Below are 20,054 nucleotides of genomic sequence, written 5' to 3'. Positions count from 1 at the left end.
GTAATTTGCTGCGGCCACGCACTTGCAATACTGTAGATGGCGCAGTACACTTGCGGGATAGTATTTCCGGTGAATAGTACATGCCTTGTGTTCGGGTGTTCGCCAAGCCAGATTACGTAGTTTTCATGCTGCTTTCAGTTGGCTGGCTAGTATTTGGAGAAACAGCGTTTAATGATTTTCCGGAAACGTTTGTTGATTTTTAGGCAAATTCGTATTTGTTGAAAATCAGCTGCTTGTTAATTGTTTTTAAACAAATGCGAGCCATTAACATTAAGATGTTTGGCTGAGCCGTATTCCTTATTAATCAACCGTTCTGCTTGTCATGGAAAAATCCCCCGCCGAAGACCCCAGCCAAGCTGGCAAAACCGAACAGCAAGGCGCTGAAGCCAATGCGCCGCACAGCGGCGAACGGCCCGACCAGGGCACCGCGCCAGCGCCCGACCACTACCGCCCGGACCCGCAATCCGAGCGCGATGAAAGCAACATAGACGCCCCCGACGTGCCCAACGCCAAGTACCGCAACCCCATTCTGGCCCAGCCCCCGGAAGCGCTGACCGGCCTCGTGTTAAAAGAGCAAGACCGGGTAGCCGCCGGCCTCACGGCTGTTATCAAATCCATGGAGTTTAGCTGGAGCGAAGGCGGCTTGCAGCGCGGCACCAAGGGCCTGCTCAAAATGAACCAGAAGGACGGTTTCGACTGCTCCAGCTGCGCTTGGCCCGACCCGGACGACCACCGCTCGGTGGCCGAGTTCTGCGAGAACGGCGCCAAGGCCACCGCGTCCGATGCCGACGACAAGGCCGCCGGTCCTGAGTTCTTCGCCAAGCACAGCTTGGCCGAGCTTTCGCGCATGACCGACCGCGACCAGAACAACGCTGGCCGCCTAACGCACCCCATGGTGAAGCGCCCCGGCGACAATCACTACAAGCCCATTGCCTGGCCCGATGCCTTCAAAATGATAGGTGACGAGCTGAACGCCTTGAGTTCGCCCAACGAGGCCCTGTTCTACACGTCGGGCAAAGTGCCGAATGAGCCGGCTTTCCTTTTCCAGCTTTTCGCCAAGCAGTTCGGCACCAACAACCTGCCCGACTGCTCCAACATGTGCCACGAAAGCAGCGGCGCCGCGCTCAGCCCCACCTTGGGCTTGGGCAAAGGCTCCGTCACGCTGAATGATTTGTACGAAGCCGAAGTCATCCTCGTCATCGGCCAAAACCCCGGCACCAACCACCCGCGCATGCTGTCGGCCTTGCAAAAGGCCAAGCGGAACGGGGCCAAAATCATCAGCGTGAACCCGCTGATTGAGGCTGGCCTCCAGAACTTCAAGAACCCGCAGGATTTCATGAACCCGCTGCGGGCCTTGGGCGCGCTGATTGGCGACGGCACTCAGATTACCGACCTGTTCCTGCAAGTGCGGATTGACGGCGACATGGCCCTGCTGCGCGGCATCATGAAGCACCTGTTTGAGGCTGAGGACATGAACCCCGGCAAAGTCGTGGACCACGGCTTCATTGCCGAGCACACCACCGGTTTCGAGTCGTTCGAGCAGAACATCCGCAACACCAGCTGGGAAGACATCGAGTCGGAAAGCGGCATCAGCCGCGCCCAGTTGCTGGAAGCAGCCAACATGCTGGCCACGAAGCAGAAAATCATTACCTGCTGGGCCATGGGCGTCACGCAGCAGCGCCAGGGCGTGCAAACCATCCAGGAAATCGTGAACCTGCACCTGATGAAGGGCGCCATCGGCAAGCCCGGCGCGGGCACTTGCCCGGTGCGTGGCCACTCCAACGTGCAGGGCGACCGCACCATGGGCATCTGGGAGCAGCCCACCAAGGTGTTTCAGGATTCGCTGGCCAAAGAATTCCACTTCACGCCGCCTTATGAGCACGGCCTCGACGTGGTAGAGTCCATCAAGGCCATGTACAAGGGCAAAACCAAGGTGTACTTCAGCCTTGGCGGCAACCTGCTGGCGGCCGGCCCCGACACCGAAGTCATTGCCGAAGGCATGCGCAAGCAGAAACTGACCGTGTTTGTGGGCACCAAGCTCAACCGCGGCCACCTCGTGACCGGCGAAACCAGCCTGCTGTTGCCCTGCTTCACGCACTTGGACATTGACATGCAAAAATCCGGTCACCAGATGACTTCCTGCGAGAATTCTATGGGCGTGGTGAGCCAGAACAAAGGCGTGCTGGTGCCCCTGGAAGGCCAGATGATGAGCGAAGTCGCCATCATTGCGGGCGTGGCCATTGCCACTCTGGGCGACAAAACCAACATTGCCGACTGGGTGGCGATGACGGAGAACTACGACGTTATCCGCGACCACATCAGCCGCGTGATTCCGGGCTTCGAAGGCTTCAACGAGAAGCTGCGCCGCCCCGGCGGGTTCTACCTGCCCAATGGCCCCCGCGAGCGGAAATTCACCACCAAAAACGGCAAGGCGAACTTCTCTACCACGGAGCTGCTGAAACACCACCTCGAGCCCGGCCAGCTGGTGCTGATGACCGTGCGCAGCCATGACCAGTTCAACACCACCATCTACGAGTACAACGACCGGTACCGGGGCATCCAGGGCGAGCGCCGCGTGCTGTTCATGAACCGCGAAGACATGGCTGACCGCGGCATCAAATCCAAGGACCTCATCGACATCACCAGCCACTTCGAAGGCTCGGAGCGCACGGTAGAGAAATTCGTCGCCGTGCCCTATGACATTCCCAAAGGCAACGTGTCGGCCTACTTTCCGGAGGCCAACCCGCTGGTGCCCGTCTCCAGCGTAGCCAAAGTGAGCAATACGCCCACCTCCAAGTACGTGGTGGTAACGGTGGTGCCCACGGCCGTGAACAACGATAAACGGGTGAAATCCCGCGAGGCCATGATGGCCGAGTAAGGCCTCTGGCTGTAGCTGGACGAGCAAAGCAATTTGCCGTCTGGCAACGACTAGTATCGAGAGTGAAAAGCCCCGGCGCTACGCAGCGTCGGGGCTTTTTGTGGTCAATATCATTTCGTAAGTAGCTGAGCAACGGGGCTGATTGCATATTCAGCTCCCTTGCCTAATTTGAATGACCATTTCTCAATAATGTATCAAGCTGTTTGTTGGCAACACGATACCACATGTGCCTTTTCATCACAATCCTTCTATTTCTGGTGTCAGGGTGATTTGCTTCCCCGCTCAGGCGCAGGCCCCGCGCATACGGGTAGAAACCGATTTGGGAGTTGAACTGGTGAATGCGGTCGAGGTGCAGATTTCACCGGAGTTCATCAAAGACTCGGCGGCTGACCCGCAGCTGTTTCGCACTACCCGGTAGGTTAGAGCATAAAAAAGCCCGACCCTGTAATGGGTCGGGCTTTTCTATTGAATAAAGACGGGTTGCATTACGCCGCCGCTTCCTGTTTTTCAAGGTCGAACATCTCGCCCAGCATGGCCACTAATTTATCCGCTTCGTCGCGCTTGCAGGCCGATTTCAGGTGCAGCACGTGCTGCTTTAGAATCTTCTGCATCAGCGAGCGGGTGGCTTCGTCGAGGAGCTTGCTTTCGGCGGGCGTGGCGCGCTTTTGGTAGCGGTCTAGCTCTTCTTGGCGCATGGTTTCCAAGCTGGCCTTCATCTTCTGGATGAGCGGCGAAACCATCATTTCCTTGGCCCAGTCGTTGAGGCCGACAATGCTTTCGGCGATGATGGCGCGCACCTGGGGCACGGCCGCCAAGCGGGTTTGCAGCGCGGCCGAAGCCTTGCTCTGGATGGCGTCGATGTTATAAACCAGTACGCCGGGCACTTGCTCCACATCGGAAGCAATGCTGCGGGGCACGCTCAGGTCCACGAAAAACTTGAAGCTGAGCACATCGAGGTGCGCCACCAGTTCGCGGGTAAAGAACGGTTCGGCGCGGTTGATGGAAGAAATGATAACATCGGCCTCTTTGAGCGCGGGCACCAAATCTTCGAAATCCACGAGGCGCATGCCGCACTCAGCGGCCAGTTCCTCGGCCTTGCCACGGGTGCGGTTGCAGATGGTGATGTCGCCGAAGGCCTTGCTGGCGGCCAGGTGGCGGCACACATCGGCACCAATTTCCCCCAAGCCCACCACCAACACGCGCGGGTTGGCCACGTCGGCCGTCAGCTCTTCTACCAGTTCTAGAGCGGCATAGCTGATGGAGGCCGCGCCGTCGCGGAAGCTGGTTTCGGTCTGAACGCGCTTGTTGGTGAAAAACACCGTGTGCAGCAGGCGGTGCAGAAACGGACCCGCCGCGTCGGCGTCGGCCGACCACTGGTAGGCCGTCTTTACTTGGTTGCTGATTTGCAGGTCGCCCACTACCTGAGCGTCAAGCCCCATGGCTACTTCAAACAGATGCTGCACGGCCGCGTCGGTGTCGGGCAGCAGGTCGAAGTAGGGGAGGAACTGGCCGATGTCGGCGCGGTCCTTGAGGTGGCCCAGGGCGAGGATGATTTCGCGGCTGCGGTCATCGTCGGCCGCGTAATACACTTCGGTACGGTTGCAGGTGCTCAGCACGAGCAGGTCGGAAAGACCCAAATCGTGGTGCAAGGTGTGCAGGAAACGACGACAAGCAGCTTCATCTAAAGAAAGCAACTCGCGGATGGCCAGCGGGGCTTTCTTAAAGGATAGGCTAACGGCCTTGAACGGATGCGACATAGACTGAATCGGCACGAAACCGGACAACAAAATTACGGCAGGAATCGGCAAGAATGAAACAGCCGAAGTAATACTCCGGTTCGGGCCGCCGGGCAACTTAACCGAGAGCCTCCGTTCTGGCCTCCCGTACCTTTGCGCCATGCTTGCTCCAAACCCACCCGTTGCTGATACCCCAATCGTTCCCACTCCCGCCGCAGCCGTCTCGGCCCAAGCCAATAATGGCTTTCAAACGCCCGCTGCCGGGCCGGTGGCGGCCAAGGCGGGTGTAACTGCTCCCGGCGTCACCACGCCCATGGCCTGGATACTGCTCCTGATTTTGGCTACTATTTGGGGCACGTCTTTTATTTTGATGAAAAAAGGCTTGGTTGTGTTTTCGGCCATGGAGCTGGGCGCCACCCGCGTGAGCGTGGCGGCGCTGCTGCTGCTGCCCTTCGCCCTGCGCCACGTGAGCACCGTGGAGCGCAGCCGCTTCAAGTGGTTGGGGCTGAGCGGCGTGGTGGGCACCCTAATTCCCGCCTTCCTCTTTGCCTATGCTGAAACCAAGCTGGCTTCGGGGCTGGCGGGCGTGCTCAATGCCCTTACGGTGGTGTTCACGTTGGTGGTGGGGGCGCTGCTGTTTGGGCAGCGGCTCACGGCGCTGCGGGTGCTGGGCATCGCGCTGGGGCTAGCGGGCACGGTGGTGATGCTGCTACTTGGCGGCAGCGGCGGCACCGACACGCCTACCGGCGAGGGAAACGCTTGGTACGGTATCTACATCCTGATTGCCACCATCGGCTACGGAATCAGTGTGAACGTCATCAAGCACAAGCTGGGCGGCATGACCCCAATGGCCGTCACGGCCGTGTTGCTGCTGCTCATCGGCGGGCCGGCATTGGCCTATTTGCTGGCGGGAACGGAGTTTTTGCACAAGTTATCCACCGTGCCGGGCGCCTGGACGGCTTTTGGCTACATCGCGCTGCTGGCCACCATGAGCACAGCCGTGGCCATGGTGCTATTCAACCGCCTCATTCAGCAATCCACGGCCTTGTTTGCCTCGTCGAGTACGTATTTGATTCCCGTCGTGGCCCTGGCCTGGGGTGCGCTGGATGGCGAGGCCTTCAACCTGTGGCACTTGTTGGGCATGGTGATTATTCTGGCCGGCGTTCTCATCATTCACCGGGCCAGGTAGCGCGTCGCTGGCTAAAAAGCGGCCGTCAGCGCCAGTTTTCCCCAACTGTGGCTTCGCGCACCCGCAAACTCGGGGGAAATCCACGTGGAAGTAACATCGAGGCTGAAGCCCTTGTGGGCCAGCACCAAGCCGGTGGTGTTGCGCAGCACCGTGCGCGTCACGGCACCGGCCGGCAGCACGTAGGGACTCGATTGGTTGAACAGGCCGCCTTGCAGCGTGGCATCGTACCCAACCAATCGGCCTTCCAGCGACGTGTGGGCGTAAACTTGCCAGCGCGAACGGCCCGGCTGACTGGTGCCGCTACCCACGCCAAGGTTGGTGAAATACGGCTGCAGCAGGCCCAGGCGCAACTGGGCGCCGGTACTAGCATAGGTATACAGCGTACCCAACGAAGCTTCGGCGTGGCCGATGACCTCGGCGACGCCGGCCACGGCCAGCAGCTGCCGCTCGTAGCCGACGCGGTAGCCCAGCACGGCATCGGTCCGGATTTGATAGTCCCAGCCGCGGGGTTCGGGGTTGTTGGTGGCGCGGTGAATGGCGGTTTGGAATTCTTTGGCGAAAGTCCCGGGCCCGATAAAGCCCACTTCCAAGGCCGAGGTCAGGCGGCGCCGGCGCGTGGGCTGGTTGCTGACCCGGAAAAACGAGGCGTAGACGTAAGAAGCATACGGCCGGTCGCCGAAGCGAATAAACGGGTCCTGAATGCGCAGGGGCGTGAACCCGTCGTAGCGCAGCAGCACGCCATGGTATTGCGTACTGCCGGGCGCGCCCCGCAGCAGCACGCGCTGGGTGGGCAGGCGGGCCAAGCTAGGCAGCACCAGCGTCAGCGTCATGCCTTGGGTAAAGTAGTAGTCGGTGCGGGCCAGAAAGTCGTTGGCATACGTGTAGCGCAACAGGCGTTCGGGGCTGGTAGGCCGGAGCGTGTCGGACAGCGCGGGCGCGGCTCCGGCGGGCATGGCCCCGGCCAGCAAGGCCACAAGAAGGAAGCAAAAGCGTACGCGCATGGATGAAGCAGCCGGGCAGGAAGTCTTTGGAACTGCACATACGGTGGCGCAATGGCGAGCGGGTTGAACGGCGGCTTCTTTTCCGGCTTCCCGTCGAACTACTTTTGAAAGCCGACCTGTGTAAATCAGGGGCTTGCAACCGATAAGGCCGTGCTATTTACCGCAGAAGCCCAACGAGCGAAGGCGCGAGTTGAATGAGGGGGACTGGCACTGAGGCCACAAAAAAAACGGTTTTTCAGGCGGGGTTGACGACAAAATCGGGCGGTTTTCGTAAACCAAAATGGAAATTTCTATCCCGCAACTGCTCCGGCTCCGGCCCCAGAGCGCCGCCGTTTATGAATGACATTTTTCAATTGAAGGAAAGCGAGCAGCGGTACCGGGCCCTGTTTGAGAATAACCCCGATTTGGTATTGTTCCAGAACCGGGAGGGCGTCATCCGGGATGCTAACCCGGCCTATCTGGCGGTATTGCAGCGGCCCAAGGACGAGGTTGTGGGCCACCACTTCAACGAATTTCTGCCGCCGTCGCTACACGCGTTGTTTGCGCAAAAGCTACGGGAGGCCTTCGAGGGGCACAAAGTTTACTTCGATGCGGAGGTGCATTTTGTCGGCACTTCAAACGCCCTCCGGGTTGCCGTAACCAAGGTCCCGCTGGTGGTGGAAGGCACGATTGCGGGCGTGTACGCGGTGCTGCGCGACGTAACGGAAGTGTACCAAAGCCACCTCGTGATTCGCGAGCAGGCCCACAAGCTCAACACCATTTTTGAGAGCATCACCGATGCATTTTTTGTGCTGGACCACAACTGGCGCTTCGCTTACATCAACGGCGAAGTGGAGCGCCTGCTGAACGTGAACCGGGAGCACCTGCTGGGCCAATACCTACAGGATGTATTTCCGGCCGATGAAAACGAAATTTTTCACCAGCATTTCCGCCGGGCCCTCGATACCAACCAGGCCGTGCATTTTGAGGCGTTCTTCCGGCGCCGGGCGCTTTGGCTGGATATCAAGGCGTTTCCTTCCGAGGAAGGCTTGTCGGTCTACTTCTCGAATGTCACGGACAAAGTGAAGTCGCAAGAGGAGCTATACCGCCAAAACCAGGATTTGCAGCAGTTCACCTACATCGTGTCGCACAACTTGCGCGCCCCGCTCGCCAACGCCATCGGGCTGGTGGACTTGCTCAACAGCCTGGACCGCGACTCGGCCGATTATCAGCCAACGCTAAACAACTTGCGCACCAGCACCCAGCAGCTCGACAACGTGTTGCGGGACATGAACACCATTCTTTCGATTCGGGACAAGCAGGACGTGGACGAGCCGGAGCACGTGCCCCTGGCCGACGTGGTGGAGCAGGCCCGGCGCAACCTCGCCGAACCCATTGCCCAGTGCGGCGGCGAAGTGGTGATGGACCTGCCGGCGGGCCTGAGCGTGCTCGGCAACCGCGCCTACCTCTACAGTATTTTTTTTAACCTCTTGTCCAACTCCATCAAGTACCGCTCCGAGGAGCGGCGCCTGCGGGTCACGGTTAGCGCCACGGCGCAGCCCGGCGCTGGGGTGCGCGTGCTGTTTGCCGACAACGGCTCGGGTTTCGACGTGGACAAAGCCGGGCCCGATGTTTTTCGGCTTTACAAGCGGTTTCATACCAGCCAGCCGGGCCGCGGCATGGGCCTGTATTTGGTGAAAACCCACGTCGAAACCATGGGCGGCCGCATCGAGGTGAGCAGCACCGTGAACGCGGGCACCTGCTTTACTTTGCATTTACGCTGAACCCCGCATGGAAACCTTATTAATAGACGACGATTCCATCGGCGTATTCCTCACCGAACGCCTGTTGAAACGAGAAGGGTTTGCCGAAAATCTGGCATCCTTCGCGTCGGCCCAGCAAGCCCTCGAATTCCTGCAGAATGCGCCGTTGCACGAGTTGCCCCAGGTCATTTTTCTCGACCTGAACATGCCCGTGATGGACGGGTGGGATTTTTTGACTGCCCTCAAACCACAGGAAGAAGCCCTGCTGGGGCGCTGCTACATCTTCATCCTCACGTCTTCCTTGGCCCACTCCGACGCCGAGCGCATCCACGAGTTCCCGCTGGTGGCCGGCCTTATTCGCAAGCCGCTGGACGGGGAGCAGATACAAAACGTGCGCGCGCAACTGGAAGCGGCACTCAACTCGAAATAGGCCGTGGTGCTTCCGTGGGCAACTGAATGAAGAACGTGGTGCCCGCATTTTCCTGGCTTTCGCACCAGATGCCGCCGCCGTGCAGCCGCACCAGCGCCTGAATGATGGACATGCCCAGGCCGGTGGTTTTCTCGCCGCGCAAGCCTGGTCGGCGGGCTTTGGTGAACCGGTCGTATAACACCGGCTGCAGCTTTTCGGGAATGCCGATGCCGTCGTCGGCCACGGTCACCAGCACGTGCTGCGGGTGTTGCACCACCGTCACGGCAATGTGGCCGCCTTCGCCGGTAAACTTGATGGCGTTCGACAACAAGTTGTTCATCACCTGCAAAAACTTGTTGTTGTCCAGCTCAATGTACACCTTGTCTGGCGTGCTGCTAAAACTAAAGCGTTTGTTTACCAGGTGCTCGGACTGCTGGTAGGTATCCATTACCTGGCGGATGCTGGCCGCCAGGTCCACCCGCGCGCGCTTGAGCTGCACGCTGGCCGACTCGGCAAACTCGCTGTCCACGAACTCGCGGATGAGATTGATGCTGTCGCGGCACGTGTCCTGCATCACCTGCACCATTTTTTCCAGCTGCGGGTCGTGCAAGTCCTGGGTTTTTTCCTGGAAAAAACCCGCCATCTGCTGCAGCATGTTGAACGGCCCGGCCAGGTCGTGGGAGAGGATTTCGAGCGTGGTATTCTTCTTGGCCATGAACTTATCGGCGTTGCGCGTGTACTCGTGGTCCACGGTCACGTCCTGCACGCTGCCGCACAGCAGCACTTGGCCGTCGCTGGCCACGGCGCGGTGGGCGCGCACGCACAGCCACCGCAAAGGCACGTTGGGCTCCAGCTGCATGCGCAGCAGCAAGTCGTCCTGCAGTTCGCCGTTGGCGAGGTCTGTCAGGCAACCCAGGGCGTATTGCTGGTCTTCGGGCGGGAGGCAGCGCAGCAGCGCGGGCAGGTCGGCGGTGGCGGTGTCCCGCCGGCTTTGGGGGAAAATCCGCTCGTAGGCTTCGTTCACGAACAGCACTTCTCGGGCACTCACACTGTACGCGAAAAGAAGAATGGGACTGCCCTGCACCACATGGTGCAGAATTTCGGTCTGGTTTAGCATAAATTATTGGCAGGGAGCCAAGCGAAGGTAGCCTGCGGCCGACACGTTTATGCGTTTAAATTACTCCCAATTTTTTGTGGAATAAATTGGGTTCCCCTTTGTTTCTGCTTGCGACCAATCGGTGGAAGGCAGAACGCAAGGCCAACCGAACGGCGACTGCTATTCTACCCCGCCGGCCGCCCAACGCAGCGTGGCTTGGGTTTGGGCGTACTTAGCCTGCAATTCGGCAAGTTTCACGCGGGCCGTGACCAAACTGGCTTCGCGGGTGTTGAGCAGAAAAACCGAGCTTTCGCCGTTTTCAAAGCGAATTTGCTCCCCCTTGCGGAGGCGCTCGGCGTTCAGTACCACTTGCTCCTGTAGAGCCAGTTGGGCGCGTAGGGCCTCCCAATCGTTGGCCACAGCCCGCACCCCGGTCTGAATGGCGCGGGTATCTTGTTGCAGGCCCAGCTCGATGTCGCGCAACTTGAGGCGATTGAGTTGAAGCTTGGCCCGCTCTTGGCGCAGCAACAAAGGATAGGCAAAGCTCACGCCGAGCTTGTAGTTGTTTTGCAAATAGGCCCCGCTGAAGTTGGCGCCGGTTTCGGGGCTGAATGGTTGGCCGGCTTGCAATAGGTTGTAGTCGAGCGTGAGCTTGGGCAGCAGCTTGTTGCCGAGCAGGCGCCGTTCCACGCCCAGCTGCACTAGCTTGGCCCGGCTTTTCTGCAAGTCGGGGTGCTGCTGCTGAGCTAGTTCGCTCAAGGCCGCCAGCGAGTCGGGAGGCAGCGAAAGCCAGTCTGCCGGGCTGGGCAGTCCCTGGGGCCGCACGTCGTTGGGCAGTTCGCGGGGCTGCTGCTGCTCGTCCCAGAGGTAGTTGCTCAACTGCAGCGTAGCGTTTTGCCACTGCACTTGGGCCTGCACCAGCAATGCTTGGCGGTTCTGCAGCTCCGTCAGGGCCTCCACTGAGTCAATAGCGGCCAAATCGCCGAAGCGCACCCGCTCGCGCACGGCCCGGAAGCGCACGGCGGCCAGGTCAGCATTCTGCCGTAACAATTCCTGGCGCTGGTAGCTCAAGGTCCAGTCCCAGTAGTCTTTGGCGGCCTGTAGCAGTAGCTTATTCAGAACCCCGCGCCGCTCGGCTTCGGCTAGGCCCTGCAGGGCCTGGGCCTGGCGCACCGCCGCCCGGCGTTCGTCTATCAACAGGCCCTGGGCCAGCGGCACCGAGATGCCCACGTAGCTCAAGCCCACCGGCGCGGTATAGTTTTCGGGGTTAATGTAGGTGCCCACCCCCCGCTCAAATCCGGCTTTCACGTCGGCTCCGAACCAAAGAGGAACCCGCAATTGGGTGTCCCAGTCGTGGAAGTAATCCTTGCCGCCGAATTGCTTGCCGTAGTATTTGCTGGTGGCCGCGGGGTCGAACTGGCCGCGGGCTAAGCGCACTTCCTGCAAGGCACGCTCGGGCAGCAAGCCCGCCTGCCGGGCCAGGGGGTGGCGCAGCGTAACGTAGGTCAGCAAATCGGTGAGGCCAAATACGCGGCCGCTATCGGCTAGCTCCACCGGGCGAGTTACCAGGGTCGGCGCACCTTGCAAACCAGTTGGCTGTAGCTGGCGCGCTTGCCGCTGCAGCCGCTGTTGGGTGCGGGGCGACTGGCCCGGCAACGGGCTTGCCGGGCGCACTGTTTGCGCGGCCACGTCGCCCAATCCAACCACGAGGACCAGCAAAGTCAGCCCTATCCCACACACGCGCCACTGGTTCATTTCGTTTCTTCTTCGGTCGTAGAGTATTCCTTGGCCGCTTTTTTAGTCTCCTTGCCGCCTTTGTCGGGGCTGGGGGTAGGGCCGCCCACGTAGTTGGGCGGGAAGCCATTCACCTGCCGCCACAGCTCATACCAAATGGGCACGTCATCGAGCAGGGCCCAACCGTACACCCCCGAGCCCACGCGCAGTGGGGGAGGCCAAGCTTCCTGCGTAGAGTCAGGCGTAACAAGCACCCGGTACTGGCCTTGCGAATCAATGTTGTCGATGACCGACACCACCCCGCCGAACGTGCCGAAGCTGGTGCCCGGCCAGCCGCTGAACACCAGCGCCGGCCAGCCGTCGAACTGCAGGCGCACTTTACGGCCCACGCGCAACAGCGGAATATCCATTGGCTTCACGTAGAGCTCGGCGGCCAGGGCCGGCGCGTCGGGCATCACCGTTACTATCGGTTCGCCCTCCTTGATGATTTCGCCAATGCCTTCTTTCAAGGCACGCACCACGTAGCCGTCCTGCGGGGCCGTGATGTGGTAGAAGCCTGACCGGATGCTGAGGTTGGCCAGCTCGTTGCGCATCTTGGCAATCTGCCCTTCGGTGTCGAACTGGTAAGCCGTCACCGAGCGCCGGTCCGATTCTGATTTGGCCAGCTTGTCCTGGTACTCGGCGGCGAGCGAAGCCAATTCTAATTGAGCGTTGGTGAAGGCTTGGCGGCTGGCAGCCAGCTTGTTTTCGGTCGACTGCAACTTGGCCGTCGCCTCCTGAAACTTCAGGCGGCGCTGCTCCAGCTCCGTGAGCGACTTTAGTCCCTGCTTGTACAGTTCTTCCTGGCGCTGCTGCTGGCGCTCGGCAATGGTGTAGTCGTTACGCACGGCCACGAGTTCGGCTTGGTCGGAATTTACTTTCAGTCGGCTTTGCTCCACGTAATTGCGGGCTTTGCTGAGGCTTACCTGCAGCCCGGCGCGCAGAGCGGTCTGCTGGGCGCTGAGGGCCGTGCCCTTCGCTCGGTTTTCGCTCAGCGAACCAATCTTGGCGTCGAGTTGCTCGCCGGTGCGCTGCACGAGCTGCGGGTCGAAATACTTCTCTTTTATCTCGGTAATTTCTACCAGGGTATCGCCGCGGCGCACATGCTGGCCCTCACGCACCCGCCAGCGCTGAATGCGTCCGGCAATGGTGCTGGGCACGGTTTGGGGACGGTCCTGGGGGCGTAGCGTGGTAAGCGTACCGGCAGAGCGGATGTTCTGCGTCCAGGGCAGGAAGCCGGCCAGCAGCACCAGCAAGCCCAGCCCCGCCGCCCAGCGGGCCAGCGTGCGGCCCGCCTTGGGGGTTTGCACCCGCGCAAACGAGCGGAAGCGCCCGGTCAGCGGGTTAGATTCGGCTAGGGGGTGTTCAGCAAAAGGCATCGTTGAAGAGAAATAGAAGAGATAGAAAACAGCGCCCGCTGAGATTACGCTAGCAGTTCCCGCATTTCGGCTTGCTGGGCCACTGCGGCAAATGCGCCGTCTGCTACCAGCACGCCTTCGCGCAGCACCGCCAAGCGCGGGCAGAGGCTGAGCACGCGCAAATCATTGGAAGCCAGGACTACGGTCCAGGGGTGTTCGGATGCCAGCACCCGCCGCAGGATGCGCAGCTGTTCGGCAGGTTCCACCCCCGGCAGGAAATTATCGAGCAGAAGCAGGCGGGGGCGGCGCACCAGGGCCCGGGCCAGCAGCAGTTTCTGGCGGGTGCTGTCGGCGAGTGGCGAGCCGATGCCCAGAGGCGTATTCAGGCCCAAGGGGCGGGCGTATACGTCGTCGCGCAGCCCTACCAATGCCAGCGCCCAGGCCACGTCGTCGGCCCCGATGCGGGCTTGGCCCAGGGTGAGGTTTTCAAGCAGAGTGCCGTCGAAAAGGTGCTGATGGGCAATGTTGTCGCCCACGTGTTCGCCCAGGGAAGCGGGCGTCAAATCCTGTAAGGCCAGCCCATCGTAAGCCACTACGCCAGTGTAGCCGGTGAGCAAGCCGGCCAAGATGCGCAGGAGCGTGGTTTTGCCCGAGCCGTCGTAGCCGGCTAGGCCCAAGTGCTCGCCCGAAGCAATGGTGAGCGTGAGCTGGTCAAGCGGGTGGCGATGGGTGTCGGGGTATTCGTAGCTGAGCTGGCGCAGTTCGGCCCGCAGGCCAGCCTGCACAGCGGGCAGCGGCAACGTAGTGGCGCCCTGGCCGTTCACCACAGGCAAGTCCAGCACGTGGCCAATTTTATCGAGGCTGGTCAGCGCGTCGTACACCACGTCCAGCTTGAGCAGTACTTTTTCCACAGCTGAAATGGTGAGGATGATGACGATTTCGGCTGCTACGAACTGACCGATGTTAATCTGGCGGTCAATGAGCAGCCAGCAGCCGATGATGAGCAGCGCCGCCGTAATCAAAGTTCTGAACGCCACGAACCCCCAGAATTGGATGAGCAGCACCCGGAAATGGCTTTGGCGCGAGCTCAGGTAGCCCTCTACCAGCGTGTCGGTGCGGTCCAAGGCCATTTCCTGCCGGGGTGGGTGGCGGAAGGTATGCACGGTGCGGGCCACGTCTTCGAGCCAGGCTACTACCTTGTACTTGTACTTGGACTCCTGGAGGCTGGTGCTCAATCCCTTGGGGCCCGTCACGCGAATCATCAGGGCCAGCAGCCCCACTAGCAACGCCCCAAAGGCGATGAAGATGGGGTGGTAAAAGGAGAGCAGCAACAGCCCGAACAGGATTTGTAGGGCCGCCGCCGAAAACTCAATCAGAATGGTTGCCAACCCCTTCTGCAGGGTGGGGGCATCAAGCAGCCGGTTCATGAGCTCGGGCAGGTACTGGCCATCCAAGGACTCGGTCCGCACCTGCGGCAGGCGCAGGGCAAAGTCGAGGCTAATGCGGGCGAAGAGCCGCTGCTGAATGAATTCGACCAGGTACACCTGCATCACCTGCAGGCCGCCCATCAGCAGCGTGCCGAGAACAATGAAGCCAATGAGTACCACCAGCGAAGTGCTCACGGCCCCGCTGCTCACGAAGCCAATGACGGATTGCACCCCCAGGGGCAACGACAGGTTGACGAGGCCGGCCAGCGTTGCGTACACATAGAGGTAAGTGATGTCGCGCCGCTCGGATGCCAGCAACCGGAACAGGCGTTGGCCGGGGGTGAGGGAAGATGGGGGCAGGTCCGCCATAAGGAGGAGTGAAGTCGAAGGAACGGGGTGAGTATTCTAGTAGATGTTAGGCGCTTCGGTCGGGGTCCGAGGAGATTTTCAGAGTCAGGGTAGCAAAAGCCAGCTGGGTCAGGAAGGCTTGCACGGCGTTTTCACCGCCGTTGCCGGTTACAGCGTCCGTGAGAGAGGGCAGGTGTTGGGCGAAGAAGAATTGCTTGCGGGCCGATTCCAGCAAGGTGCTCACCAAGGCGTGCGGGTAGATGTAGGCGGGGTTGATTTCCTGTACCACTTCCACTATGCCTGCTGCCAAGCGCTTGTACTCCCGAAACAGCCCGGCCCGGTTGTCGTCGTCCACGTCCTTGGTGAGGTAGGCCTTGGAAGCTTCGCTGACCACAATGCGGTAGAGGGCCGCCTCGTCGAGCTGAACCGTGGCCGGGTCATCTTGGTGGGAACGGGTGAGAATGCCCAGAATGAGTCGCAGCCGTTCGCAAGCGTCGGGCACGTTATGGGTGTGGAATCGAATCTGGTAGCGCAGCCATGCCCAGTGCCAACTCACCAAGTACACCAGTAGTTTGTGCTTGTTCTCAAAATAGCGGTACAGCGAGGCTTCCGTGGATTCGATGCGCTGCGCCAGCTTCTTGAAAGTGAACTGCTCAAAACCAATTTGGTCGATGAGGAGCACACTTTCTGCTACTAGCCGGCGCCCCAGGTCCGTGTCCTGGGGGTCGCGCAGGTATAGTTTCTCGTTTAGCTCAATGCGGAAGGTGGGGTGCATTTGAAAGTAAAGCTAGCATGGGTGAAAGTAAACCCCATTGCAAATAAACGCATTACTTCGCAATTGAATCGTATGCTTGTTCCAGGGTTATGAACTGGTTTTTTTTGGACGCAGCAAAAAATAGTGTTCGGCTGCCTGCTATTTGGCACCGGTTCTCCGCTTTGATGATTTGTATTTGACCGAATGGAGCCAAGTAGAAACCGTATTGCAGGCTTGTGCACAGGCCAATTTTACTAAGAGGGCAACTTGACTTAACTCAGCGTCGGATAGTTTCGCCTCACCCGGCTGAATCTCGTCTGGGATAAGACAAATAGCCGCGCCGATAGTTACAAATGTGTTGCGTTTAGCAAGGTTTTCTGCCTTTGTGCATCCCCGACCGGCGTGTTTGGCTGCTGCGGTTTCATGATTTCAATGGCTTTGAATTGCGGCATTAGAAACCAGGACTGTCTCATCGCCTGGTTATTCAGACTGCGCCGCTCAGCACGTGATTCTGAATTAGAACCGTCTCATTCCTAACCGGAGCTTTTGCCTGACTATTCTCGCGACTAGCACGCCCACAAAATTGCTGTCAAATAAAAAACAGTGCCCGCCCATCCGTCTGCCACTAGGTGGGCACGGATGGACGGGCACTGTTTCTAGAAACACCCATTCAGCTCTCAATCCCACTCCATTCCAAATGGGGTACGGAGGGCTAGGAAGAGCGGTGCAGCAACGCTTAGCAGGTCGTGTTTGGAGACAAAAGATTTGCTGCAACGAGTTTTAAGCCGCCACCTTCACCCGCTGGTTCAGCTTGGAGTTCGAATAGCCGTAGCCGAAATACACCGCCAGGCCAATGAGCAGCCACACGAAAAACAGCGTCCAGTTGCTGATGCCGAGCTGCGTCATCAGGTACAGGTTGATGAGCAGGCCGAGCACGGGCAGGGCCGAGAGGCGCTTGCGGAACGACAGCACGGCCAGCGCAATGCAAAACAAGAAGAACACCAACGTAGGAATCTGGTGGGCAAAGCCGCCGGTGATGCTTCCGCTCACGGCGTCGGTGGCGAGCCAGCCGCGCTGCCCGCTCACGTCCAGCCAAAACTCGTGGTTGTCGGAGGAGTTGTAGCGGAAAATCAGGTAAGTGCCCAGCAGCAGCAACAGCGGCACCAGGAACTTGCCGTTGATGTACGGCACCTTAAATCGGGCCTCCGAGCGGCCGTAAGGGTCGATGATGAGAATGCCGCCGCACACCAACGCAAACGCGAACAGCGTGCCGATGCTGGTGAGGTCCACCACCAAATCCATGTTCAGCACCAACGCTGGCACCGCCACAAAAAAGCCCGTGACAATGGTAGCAAACGACGGCGTGTGGAAGCGCGGGTGAATGCGCGAAAATACCTTCGGCAACAAGCCGTCGCGGCTCATGGTGAGCCAAATACGCGGCTGGCCCAGCTGGAACACCAGCAGCACCGAGGCCATGGCAAACACCGCACTCACCGCCACCAGGCCCGAGAGCTTGGGCAGGCCCACTTCGGCAAACACGAACGAAAGCGGGTCGCCCACGCCGAGCTTGGTGTAGGGCACCATACCGGTGAGTACCAGGGTGATAATAACGTACAGCACCGTGCAGATGACGAGGGCATACATCATGGCCTTGGGCAGGTCGCGCTGAGGGTTTTTGCATTCCTCGGCGGTGGTCGAAATCGCATCGAAGCCGATATAGGCAAAGAACACCGCCGATACGCCTTTGAGCACGCCGCCCACGCCGTTGGGCGCGAAGGGGCTCCAGTTGGCCGGCTCGATGTAGAACGCGCCCACGGCAATAACCACCACTACCACAATCAGTTTCAAGAGCACCAGGATGTTGGAAGCCGTCTTGCTTTCCTTGATGCCCACGTACACCAATGCCGTGATGGCGACGGTGATAAGGAAAGCCGGCAAGTCCGCCACCAGGTGCCAGTTGCCGAACAGAGCCGGGGCCGTAGTCCAGATTTTGTAGCCTTCCATCTGGGCGGGCGTGGCTTGCGAGAGGGGCAAATTGGCCTGCATAAGCGCCATCACGGCTTTGTAGCCTTGGTAGGCACTTTGGGTGCCGGTGCTCAGGTACGCCGGAATGTGCAGCCCGACGCCATCGAGCAGGCCCGTAAAATAATCGGACCAGGAAATGGCCACCACGATGTTGCCCACCGCGTATTCCATGATGAGGGCCCAGCCGATAATCCAGGCCGCGAGTTCGCCAAACGAGGCGTAGGCATAGGTATAAGCCGAGCCGCTGACCGGAATGGTGGCCGCAAACTGCGCGTAGCACAGCGCCGAAAACGCGCAGGCCACGGCCGTGAACACAAACAGCAGCGACACGGCCGGGCCGCCGTCGAGGCTGGCTTTGCCGATGGTGCTGAAAATGCCGGCCCCGATGATGGCCGCAATGCCAAGCGCCGTGAGGTCGCGCACGGTAAGGTGGCGCTCCAAGCCGCCGGGCGCGTGGCCCTCGGCATCGGCAGGTGGGTTTTGGAGGATGGCCGCGATGGTTTTGCGGCGGAAAAGGGACTTATCAGAACGCATGAAAGGTGGATGGGACGAGTTTGAAGCGCAAAAGATAAAGCATAATGGCGGGGGCATGTGGAATTCATGTGCCGTCGGCATCAGACAAGGGCTGCCCTTCGCACCAAATTCAAGCCCATGCGCCCATCTGTTACCCTCTCCATTCCGCAGCCCTGCCACGAAAGCTGGGCCGCCATGATGCCCACCACCGCCGGCCGCCACTGCGCGGCCTGCCAAAAAAACGTGGTGGACTTTACTCTGAAAACCGACGCCGAAATCCTGGCCTATCTCGCCGGGGCCGCAAACGCCCGCATCTGCGGGCGCTTCGCGGCGGGGCAGCTAGAACGGCCGTTGCAGCGCGCCGAACTGGCTGCCCCAACGCGCTGGCGGACTTGGCTGGCGGCGGCCGTAGCCCTGTGGAGCGTGCGCGAAACGGCGGGCACCTCAGCACTTGCCCAAACCCCTGCCGAATGGCGCGCCCAACATTCGGGCGGGCCAGTACCGGCTACGCTTCCTCCAGATGCAGACAATTCCTCCATTACTCAAGGCACCAACTCGGCCTTGAAGCAACAGACTAGCATCCCGGATTCCGCATCGGTCCCTAAGAAGTATTTCCCGGCAGTGACGACGCCGCTGTTGCAGGGCATTGTTATGGATGCTAGCAGCGGCGAGTCGATACCGGGCTGTACCGTGCTCATTGCCGGCACTCGCTTTGGAACAAGTACAAATGCCGATGGCCGTTTTGAGTTGCAAGTGCCGGATTCACTAATTGGAACCCGAGAGCTAACGCTAACCATTCATTTTGTTGGGTTTGTAACACAACAGCGCACGCGCATTGCCACCAATGCGTCCTCGATACAAAATTTTCGGCTTCAAGCCGATGTCAAAGGCATGCTGGGCGAAGTAGACTTTGTTTATGCCCGCAAGATGCCGCCCGCGCCCTGGCATCCGCGCCGCTTTTATTATTGGAGTAAATATTGGTTGACTCAACCATTCCGAGGCCGATAACCGTCAAACAAACTACATTAGCTCCATGGCCACTCTCCCCCGCATCTCCATTCCGCAGCCCTGCGCCCAGCCCTGGGCCGCCATGACGCCCACCGCCGACGGCCGCCACTGCGGCGCCTGTGCCACCGAAGTCGTGGACTTCACCCGCCTGAGCGATGCGGAAATCATGGCGTATCTGGCGCGGCAGGGCGGCCGGACGGTGTGCGCACTGGCCCGCGCCCCGCAGCTGGTCGCCTCGGCGCCGGCCAGCCGCTGGCGGCGTTGGGCCCTGGCTGGCTTGGCGCTGCTGGGCTGGCAGCCCCTGACGTCTTGCGCTACCAAGCCGCCCCAGCAACTGCCAGCCCAAGCCACGGCTGCCCCCACGGACCCCGCCGCCGCGCAGACGCAGCAGCTCATCATTCGCGGCCAGGTATTCGACGGCGAGAGCAAAACCGCCGCGCAAGTCAGCGTTTTCATCAATGGCACGCAGTACGGCACCGTTACGGACGAGCAAGGCCAGTTCGAGCTGCGCATGGCGCGGGATTGGGCGCCCTTGGCCGGCGGCGCGGTCGAGCTGCGATTTGTGGGCAATCCGTTTGATTTCAAGGAGAAAAAGGTGAGCCTGAACACGCGCACCACGCCGCAGCCGGGCCCGCTGGTGGTGCGAATGGAGTCGGTGCCCAACCGCGGGCAGGTGATGGGCAAAATCCGGATGCCCGAGCCTCCCGTAGCGCCGCCCCAGAAGTAGTAGCTGGGTTTTCGGGAGAAGTGGGACAGGTGGCAAAAAGCGCTTCGGAGGCTTTAGGACCCCGCATTGC

15 protein-coding genes are annotated in these 20,054 nt (G+C 60.2%); 7 read left to right on the top strand and 8 right to left on the bottom strand.

Going from position 1 to position 20,054, the window contains the following annotated elements; all coding sequences use genetic code 11:
• The first annotated feature begins 322 nt into the window (after positions 1-322).
• Together I2I05_RS16750 and I2I05_RS16745 are read left to right on the top strand one after the other, a co-directional pair.
• Positions 323-2,878, top strand: coding sequence for an FdhF/YdeP family oxidoreductase (locus tag I2I05_RS16750; protein ID WP_196283412.1), 2,556 nt, complete (start codon positions 323-325; stop codon positions 2,876-2,878).
• A 265-nt stretch (positions 2,879-3,143) separates the two neighbouring features.
• Positions 3,144-3,296: a hypothetical protein gene (locus tag I2I05_RS16745; RefSeq protein ID WP_196283411.1), complete on the top strand. Its 153-nt coding sequence runs from the start codon at positions 3,144-3,146 to the stop codon at positions 3,294-3,296.
• A 67-nt stretch (positions 3,297-3,363) separates the two neighbouring features.
• Here I2I05_RS16745 and hemA read toward each other — a convergent pair whose 3' ends face one another.
• Complete coding sequence (gene hemA, locus I2I05_RS16740) at positions 3,364-4,635, bottom strand: glutamyl-tRNA reductase (protein ID WP_196283410.1); 1,272 nt, start codon at positions 4,633-4,635, stop codon at positions 3,364-3,366.
• Positions 4,636-4,774: 139 nt separating this feature from the next.
• Here hemA and I2I05_RS16735 point away from each other — a divergent pair, with 139 nt between their 5' ends.
• The gene (locus I2I05_RS16735; RefSeq protein WP_230688381.1) at positions 4,775-5,803 is read left to right on the top strand and encodes a DMT family transporter; all 1,029 of its coding nucleotides are present in this window, start codon (positions 4,775-4,777) and stop codon (positions 5,801-5,803) included.
• An 11-nt stretch (positions 5,804-5,814) separates the two neighbouring features.
• Here the strand turns inward: I2I05_RS16735 and I2I05_RS16730 are convergent, their stop codons facing one another.
• Positions 5,815-6,804 (bottom strand): lipid A deacylase LpxR family protein, encoded by a 990-nt coding sequence (locus tag I2I05_RS16730; RefSeq protein ID WP_196283409.1) that lies wholly within the window; start codon positions 6,802-6,804, stop codon positions 5,815-5,817.
• Positions 6,805-7,139: 335 nt separating this feature from the next.
• On the opposite strand from I2I05_RS16730, the gene I2I05_RS16725 reads away from it, so the two are divergent.
• A complete protein-coding gene (locus I2I05_RS16725) occupies positions 7,140-8,567 on the top strand; it encodes a sensor histidine kinase (protein ID WP_196283408.1) in 1,428 nt (475 codons plus the stop codon).
• Between the two features lie 7 nt (positions 8,568-8,574).
• A complete protein-coding gene (locus tag I2I05_RS16720; protein ID WP_196283407.1) occupies positions 8,575-8,976 on the top strand; it encodes a response regulator in 402 nt (133 codons plus the stop codon).
• On the opposite strand, the gene I2I05_RS16715 is transcribed toward I2I05_RS16720, so the two are convergent.
• The 6 genes from I2I05_RS16715 to I2I05_RS16690 all read right to left on the bottom strand — a co-directional run bounded on the left by I2I05_RS16715 (position 8,963) and on the right by I2I05_RS16690 (position 18,270).
• Positions 8,963-10,072 (bottom strand): sensor histidine kinase, encoded by a 1,110-nt coding sequence (locus I2I05_RS16715; protein WP_196283406.1) that lies wholly within the window; start codon positions 10,070-10,072, stop codon positions 8,963-8,965. The two genes, I2I05_RS16720 and I2I05_RS16715, sit on opposite strands and share 14 nt — an antisense overlap.
• A 159-nt stretch (positions 10,073-10,231) precedes the next feature.
• A complete protein-coding gene (locus tag I2I05_RS16710; protein WP_196283405.1) occupies positions 10,232-11,806 on the bottom strand; it encodes a TolC family protein in 1,575 nt (524 codons plus the stop codon).
• Entirely contained in the window at positions 11,803-13,203 is a 1,401-nt protein-coding gene (locus tag I2I05_RS16705) for an HlyD family secretion protein (RefSeq protein WP_196283404.1), read from the bottom strand. Before I2I05_RS16705 ends, I2I05_RS16710 begins: the two co-directional genes overlap by 4 nt.
• A 44-nt stretch (positions 13,204-13,247) precedes the next feature.
• Entirely contained in the window at positions 13,248-14,978 is a 1,731-nt protein-coding gene (locus I2I05_RS16700) for a peptidase domain-containing ABC transporter (RefSeq protein ID WP_196283403.1), read from the bottom strand.
• Between the two features lie 46 nt (positions 14,979-15,024).
• Entirely contained in the window at positions 15,025-15,732 is a 708-nt protein-coding gene (locus I2I05_RS16695) for a TetR/AcrR family transcriptional regulator (protein WP_196283402.1), read from the bottom strand.
• A 759-nt stretch (positions 15,733-16,491) separates the two neighbouring features.
• Positions 16,492-18,270, bottom strand: coding sequence for an amino acid permease (locus I2I05_RS16690; protein WP_196283401.1), 1,779 nt, complete (start codon positions 18,268-18,270; stop codon positions 16,492-16,494).
• Positions 18,271-18,387: 117 nt separating this feature from the next.
• Here I2I05_RS16690 and I2I05_RS16685 point away from each other — a divergent pair, with 117 nt between their 5' ends.
• Positions 18,388-19,257: a carboxypeptidase-like regulatory domain-containing protein gene (locus I2I05_RS16685; RefSeq protein ID WP_196283400.1), complete on the top strand. Its 870-nt coding sequence runs from the start codon at positions 18,388-18,390 to the stop codon at positions 19,255-19,257.
• Positions 19,258-19,282: 25 nt separating this feature from the next.
• Complete coding sequence (locus tag I2I05_RS16680) at positions 19,283-19,984, top strand: carboxypeptidase-like regulatory domain-containing protein (RefSeq protein ID WP_196283399.1); 702 nt, start codon at positions 19,283-19,285, stop codon at positions 19,982-19,984.
• Positions 19,985-20,054: the final 70 nt, after the last annotated feature.

Source organism: Hymenobacter jeongseonensis (assembly GCF_015694725.1).
GTDB lineage: Bacteria > Bacteroidota > Bacteroidia > Cytophagales > Hymenobacteraceae > Hymenobacter > Hymenobacter jeongseonensis.
The sequence above is the reverse complement of the archived record's forward strand: the minus strand, read 5'-3'. Positions and strand labels throughout refer to the sequence as shown.

Excerpts from the sequence above, each read along its gene's own strand:
- I2I05_RS16750 (WP_196283412.1), top strand. The coding sequence starts at position 323 with ATGGAAAAATCCCCCGCCGAAGACCCCAGCCAAGCTGGCAAAACCGAA.
- hemA (WP_196283410.1), bottom strand. The coding sequence starts at position 4,635 with ATGTCGCATCCGTTCAAGGCCGTTAGCCTATCCTTTAAGAAAGCCCCG.
- I2I05_RS16735 (WP_230688381.1), top strand. The coding sequence starts at position 4,775 with ATGCTTGCTCCAAACCCACCCGTTGCTGATACCCCAATCGTTCCCACT.
- I2I05_RS16730 (WP_196283409.1), bottom strand. The coding sequence starts at position 6,804 with ATGCGCGTACGCTTTTGCTTCCTTCTTGTGGCCTTGCTGGCCGGGGCC.
- I2I05_RS16725 (WP_196283408.1), top strand. The coding sequence starts at position 7,140 with ATGAATGACATTTTTCAATTGAAGGAAAGCGAGCAGCGGTACCGGGCC.
- I2I05_RS16720 (WP_196283407.1), top strand. The coding sequence starts at position 8,575 with ATGGAAACCTTATTAATAGACGACGATTCCATCGGCGTATTCCTCACC.
- I2I05_RS16715 (WP_196283406.1), bottom strand. The coding sequence starts at position 10,072 with ATGCTAAACCAGACCGAAATTCTGCACCATGTGGTGCAGGGCAGTCCC.
- I2I05_RS16710 (WP_196283405.1), bottom strand. The coding sequence starts at position 11,806 with ATGAACCAGTGGCGCGTGTGTGGGATAGGGCTGACTTTGCTGGTCCTC.
- I2I05_RS16705 (WP_196283404.1), bottom strand. The coding sequence starts at position 13,203 with ATGCCTTTTGCTGAACACCCCCTAGCCGAATCTAACCCGCTGACCGGG.
- I2I05_RS16700 (WP_196283403.1), bottom strand. The coding sequence starts at position 14,978 with ATGGCGGACCTGCCCCCATCTTCCCTCACCCCCGGCCAACGCCTGTTC.
- I2I05_RS16695 (WP_196283402.1), bottom strand. The coding sequence starts at position 15,732 with ATGCACCCCACCTTCCGCATTGAGCTAAACGAGAAACTATACCTGCGC.
- I2I05_RS16690 (WP_196283401.1), bottom strand. The coding sequence starts at position 18,270 with ATGCGTTCTGATAAGTCCCTTTTCCGCCGCAAAACCATCGCGGCCATC.
- I2I05_RS16685 (WP_196283400.1), top strand. The coding sequence starts at position 18,388 with ATGCGCCCATCTGTTACCCTCTCCATTCCGCAGCCCTGCCACGAAAGC.
- I2I05_RS16680 (WP_196283399.1), top strand. The coding sequence starts at position 19,283 with ATGGCCACTCTCCCCCGCATCTCCATTCCGCAGCCCTGCGCCCAGCCC.